This is a genomic window from Roseateles sp. (genome assembly GCF_036486225.1).
Taxonomy (GTDB): Bacteria; Pseudomonadota; Gammaproteobacteria; order Burkholderiales; family Burkholderiaceae_C; genus Roseateles.
In genome coordinates this window covers 1-5178 of the sequence record NZ_DASVNZ010000254.1, presented here as the reverse complement: position 1 = coordinate 5178, position 5178 = coordinate 1, and the positions used below count along the sequence as shown (strand labels likewise).

The 5178-nt window shown below is 70.3% G+C and carries 5 protein-coding genes; 3 read left to right on the top strand and 2 right to left on the bottom strand.

Annotation, left to right across the window (positions count from 1 at the left end):
* Positions 1-577: hypothetical protein (locus tag VF536_RS16975; RefSeq protein WP_331616039.1), on the top strand; the 577-nt coding region annotated here is incomplete at its 5' end.
* 2 nt (positions 578-579) lie between these two features.
* On the opposite strand, the gene VF536_RS16970 is transcribed toward VF536_RS16975, so the two are convergent.
* Positions 580-1014 (bottom strand): VOC family protein, encoded by a 435-nt coding sequence (locus VF536_RS16970; protein ID WP_331616038.1) that lies wholly within the window; start codon positions 1012-1014, stop codon positions 580-582.
* 130 nt (positions 1015-1144) lie between these two features.
* On the opposite strand from VF536_RS16970, the gene VF536_RS16965 reads away from it, so the two are divergent.
* Positions 1145-1453: a hypothetical protein gene (locus tag VF536_RS16965; protein WP_331616037.1), complete on the top strand. Its 309-nt coding sequence runs from the start codon at positions 1145-1147 to the stop codon at positions 1451-1453.
* 19 nt (positions 1454-1472) lie between these two features.
* Here VF536_RS16965 and VF536_RS16960 read toward each other — a convergent pair whose 3' ends face one another.
* A complete protein-coding gene (locus tag VF536_RS16960; protein WP_331616036.1) occupies positions 1473-3875 on the bottom strand; it encodes a TonB-dependent receptor in 2403 nt (800 codons plus the stop codon).
* A gap of 270 nt (positions 3876-4145) precedes the next feature.
* On the opposite strand from VF536_RS16960, the gene VF536_RS16955 reads away from it, so the two are divergent.
* On the top strand, positions 4146-5178 hold a 1033-nt coding region (locus VF536_RS16955), incomplete at its 3' end, for an APC family permease (protein ID WP_331616035.1).

Below are 5178 nucleotides of genomic sequence, written 5' to 3'. Positions count from 1 at the left end.
GCTCCAGTTCTCCAAGCCGCACGGCATCAAGGTGCAGGGGCAGACCTTCCTGCAGGCGGCCGACTACGACACCGCGACCACGGTGCGGATCGCCGCGCACGAGATGCTCCATCCGCCGGTGGCCATGGACGGCCCGGCCGCGACGGCGGCGCTCGCCGCATTCGGGCGCGATCCGCTGATCGCGAAGATCGTGCGCGACCACGATCCGCGCTGGGGCTACACGACGCTCAAGGGGCTTCTGGACGAGGACCTGGTCCAGGCGCTGGACCAGTTGATCAGCGAGGCGTTGGGAGTGGCCCGCAACCCCGCGGACCGTTGGCGCAAGTCGGACGACGGCATCCACGTGATCGCCGCCGGGCTGTATGGCTTGCTGCGCCAGGATCGCTGGGCGGAGAAGGGCGGGGCTATCGAACGATGGCTCGCCGACGCTGCTGATCGAGGACGGCTGGATCCGGCGGTGTTCCACCCTGTGGCGGCCCGGGTGCTGGAGCGGCCCGTCGATGGGCTGTGGCCGCTGGCGCCCTCTGCGCCCTCCGCGCCGTCAGCGCCGGTGAGAGGCGCATCGGCGCCCGGCTGATCTCAGCTCAATTGCTCGGCCAGTCCGACGATGAGACCTTCCGGTCCGCGGAGGTAGGCCAGCCGGTACGACTGCCCGTACTGCATCTGGCCGATGAGTTCCGCGCCGTGGCCCTGCATCCGCGCGACGACGGCGTCGAGGCCGTCGACGGAGAACATCACCCGACGGAGACCCAGGGCGTTCACCGGTGTGTCCACAGGGCCGAACCTGACGGCCTCCGGCGTATGGAACTTGTCCAGCTCGATGCCCTGCCCATCCGGCGTCCGCAGCATCGCAAGGGTCGCCCGGACGTCGCCCAGGCCGATCAGGCGGCCGACCTCGGGGCCTTCCACGTCGGTCTGCCCTTCCAGCTTCAGGCCGAGCTCGATGAAGAACGCCTTCACCGCCTCGAGATCGTCGACAACGATCAGGACGTTGTCCATGCGCTTGATGGTCATGTCTTGATTCTCCTCCGTCCGGTCGCGGCGCGCGACCGTTCAACCGCTCAATCCGCAGCTCGCGACACGCCAGGCCGTCCAGGCAGAAGGTCCGCATACAACCCTTCCTCGGAACAATGGAGGATTGAACATGCAGGCAATTTCCGCGGCGACCGCGGGTGAGGACCGCGCGACGATCGCCGCTCCCCGCAAGAGGAGCTACCTGGGCGCCAACGTGGCCACGGTGCTGGCCATCGCGATCGCCGCCACGGCGAGCTGGCTCACGGCGATGAGCCTCGTCGAAGCCTACGGCATCAGCGCGACGCACTTCGGGCAATCGACCGACCTGGCCAAGCGGGCCGGGCCGGGGATGGAACTCGTCGTGCTGGACGCGGTCGCCGTGCTGTTCGTGGCCGTTCTGGCGCGCGTGGCGTGGCGGGGCTTCCGTTCCAATCGCTGAGCGAGCCGGACATGCAGGCTCAGAACACCCACTTCGCCCTCGCGTAGTAGTACGCCCCGTTGAACCCCACAGGCGACAGCACGTCGTACGGGAAGTTGCCGAAATAGGCGATGTCGGAGGTGGAACGGCTCGGATAGCGATCCGTCGCGTTGACCGCGCCGACGCTGACGCTCAGCGCGCGGGTCGCCTGCCATTGCGCTTCCAGGTCCAGCTGCCAGACCGGCGCATACGTCTGCGACGGCACGAACCCGTCGCCGAAGTCGAAGACCCGCGTCGTGCTGCCGTGCCGCGTCACGCGGCTCAGCAGCGACCACGCGCCGCCGCGCCATTGCGCCGTCAGGATGTGGCGCTGGCGGGGCGCCGCGTCGGTCAGCGTGTTCAGCTCCTCGAGGCCCACGTTCGCGTCCGCATGCGGGCGCACCGTCGTCCTGCTGAACGACGCCGCCCACGACAGCCGCAGCTCGCCGCCGAGCGCCGCCCCGTTCCACTCGGTCACCAGGTCCGCGCCGCGGGTGCGCGTGTCCAGCGCGTTGGTGAAGAAGTTGACCCCGTCGATCCCGGGGATGCCGAAGCGCGATTCCAGCTCCTGCGACAGCCCGTCGCCGCTGATGCGCTGCGACAGCGTGACGCGGTCCTTGACGCGGATCGCGTAGGCGTCGAGCGTCGCCGACCAGTGGCGGTCGGGCTGCCAACTCAGGCCGAGGCTCGCGTTGCGCGAGCGTTCCGCCTTCAGGTCCTGCGCGCCGAGGTAACGCGCGATCGGGCTGTCCACCGGCAGCGTGCGGATCTGGCTGAGCTCGCCGCCGTCGCCGCGATCGGTCACGGTGAAGCTGAAACCGCGTTGCGCGAGCGATGGCGCGCGGAAGTTGGTCGAGACCGCGCCGCGCAGCGCGAAGCCCTCGCCGAGCGCCAGGCGCGATGACAGCTTGGCCGTCGTCGCATTGCCGAAGTCGCTGTAATGGTCGTGCCGCAGCGCGGCCTCGGCCTGCCAGTCGCGGGTGAAGGCGGCGCTCAGGTCGACGTAAGCGCCGATCACGCGACGCGACAGGCTGGCCGCATCGCCCTGTTGAAGCCCCGGACCGGCCTGCGCGCCGCCGGGGCCGTCGAACGGACCGACCGCATAGGACGCCGCGTCGCCCGCGCCGGTGACGAAACGCTCATGGCGGCCGTCGAGCCCGGCGGCCAAGGTGGCCGGGCGGGACAGTCCGGGAATCGCCACGGAGCGCGTCAGGTCGAGGTTGACGGTCGTCAGCCGCGTGCCGAAATCGCCGAGGTGGAACGCCGTCGGACTCGCCGCGCCGAGCGAGGTGTTCAGCGAGTTCCGCACGCCGTAGTCGAAGTCGTTGCGGCCGTGGTCCAGCGAGAGGTCGTAGTCCCAGCCGGCCCAGTCGCCGCGCACGCCGGCGACGAGCTGCAGATCGCGGTTGTCGCCGGTGGTCTGCGGTCGATACCCGTCGGGATAGACGCTCTTGATGTTGGCGAAGCTGTCCGGGTAGCGGAAGTACGCCGCGCCCGTCGAGCGCCGCTGCTGCCAGGTGCCAAAGGCGTAGGCCTGCTGGTTCGGCGCGAGGTCCACGGCGCTGTTGAAGAAGGCCTGCCACTGGCGTGTGGCGGGTTCACCGGCGGCGTAGTTGCGGTGGCCGACGGTGGCGAGGTTGTCCGGCGTCGAGTCCTCCCACGGCGGCAGTTGATCGAGGCCGCTGCGGTTGGTCGCGTTGCGGTGCAGGCCTTCGATCCCAGCACGGAGGAAGCCGCGTTCCCCAATGGCCCAGCCCTGCGACAGGCTGGCCGACTGCGTCTGGCCGTCGTTGATCGTGCGGTCTGTGGGCTCGAACTTCGTGTGGAAGAGACCGGCCTCGGTGTTGAGCTCGCCACCGCTGCGACGCTCGTCGAGGATCACGTTGACCACGCCCGCGATGGCGTCGGAGCCGTACTGCGCGCCGGCCCCGTCGCGCACGACCTCGATGCGCTGCACGGCGGCCAGCGGGATGGTGTTGAAGTCGACCGGGTTGGTGCCCTTGCCGGTCTTGGATTCGAGGTTGACGAGTGCCGAGGTGTGGCGGCGTTTGCCGTTGACGAGCACCAGCACCTGGTCCGGCGACAGGCCGCGCAGTTGCGCTGCGCGCACGTGGTCCGCGCCGCCGGAGTTGGACTGGCGCGGGAAGTTGAAGGACGGCAGCAGCGCCTGCAGTGCGGCGGCGAGCGTGCCGTCGGGACCGGCGGCACGCAGGAGCTCGTCACGGGAGAGCACGTCCACGGGCACCTGGCTGTCCGCGAGCGTCCGATCACGGGCGCGCGTGCCGGTGACGAGCACGGTGCCCAACGATGAATCCGGCGATGTCGCAGGCGCGGACTGGGCGAGGGCGGCGATGCTGCTGGTCAGGGTCAGGACGGCGAGGGCGGTATGGCGAAGCTTCAGCATGGAGCGGGCGGCAGAGGGGTAAGAAGGACTCCGGTCGGACTCCCTCTCCCGCTTGCGGGAGAGGGTGGGGGTGAGGGCCAGCGGCCGCGGCAGTCAACGAAGGCAATCGAACCGTCAGCCTATCGGCGCGCAGGTCGCAAACCCGCATTCCTCCTCAGACGACTCCCTCATAAGCTCATGCCGTCGCGTGGCCACGACGAAGTCCGCCGCGCGGCCCGGACCGCCAGTAGCATCGCGCGTCCCCCCGTCCGAGCCTCCGTCTTCCCCTCCATGTCTTCGTCCGTTCCTGCCGGCGCTCCTGCCGGCGCATTGCCCCAGCGCATCCTCGACGTTCGCCACGCGATGGCGCTGTGCATCGGCATGGTGGTCGGCGCGGGCATCTTCAAGACCTCGCCGATGGTGGCGCAGTTCCTGGCGACGCCGGAGCAGCTCTACCTCGCCTGGGCGCTGGGTGGCGTGCTGTCCTTCATCGGCGGGCTGTGCTTCGCGGAGCTGGCCGCGGCCTTCCCCGATGCCGGCGGCGACTACCACTTCCTGCGTCGCGCCTTCGGCGCTCGGCTCGGCTTCCTGTTCGCGTGGTCGCGCTTCGCGGTGATCCACACGGGGTCGATGGCCTTGCTCGGTTTCGTGTTCGGGGACTACCTGGCGCAGGTGGTCGATCTCTCGTCATGGCTCGGCGAGTACGTCAGCGCCTGGCTCGCGGGCGGACTCATCGTCGCCCTCACCGGACTGAACCTGCTGGGCGTGCGCGTGGGGCTGGGCACACAGCTCGGACTGACGACGCTCGTCATCGGCGGGCTGCTGCTGCTCGGCGCGGGCGCGGGTGTGCAGCAATGGCAAGGACTGGCACCGGCCGCGTCGACCGCGCCCGCCGCGGTGGGTGGCGCATCAGTCTCCTGGGGCACGGCGATGGTGTTCGTGTTCCTCGCCTACGGCGGCTGGAGCGATGCCGCGACGCTGTCCGCCGAGATGAAGGACCCGCGCCGCGGCATCGTGCGCGCGCTGCTGCTGGGTCTGGGCACCGTCACGGCGCTGTACCTGCTCGCCAACTGGGCCTATGTGCGCGTGCTCGGCCTGGGCGGGCTGGCCGCCAGCGCGGCGCCGGCGGCGGAGGCCATGCGCGTGGTGTTCGGTCGCGGCGCGGAACTGCTCATGGTCGGCGTGGTGACGTTGACGGCCTTGTCGGTGATGAACGCGATCCTGATCGCCGGACCACGCACGACCTACGCGGCGGCGCGCGACCTGGCGACGGAGCTGCAGCTCGCGCGCTGGGACGCCGACCGCGGCACGCCCACGGCCGCGG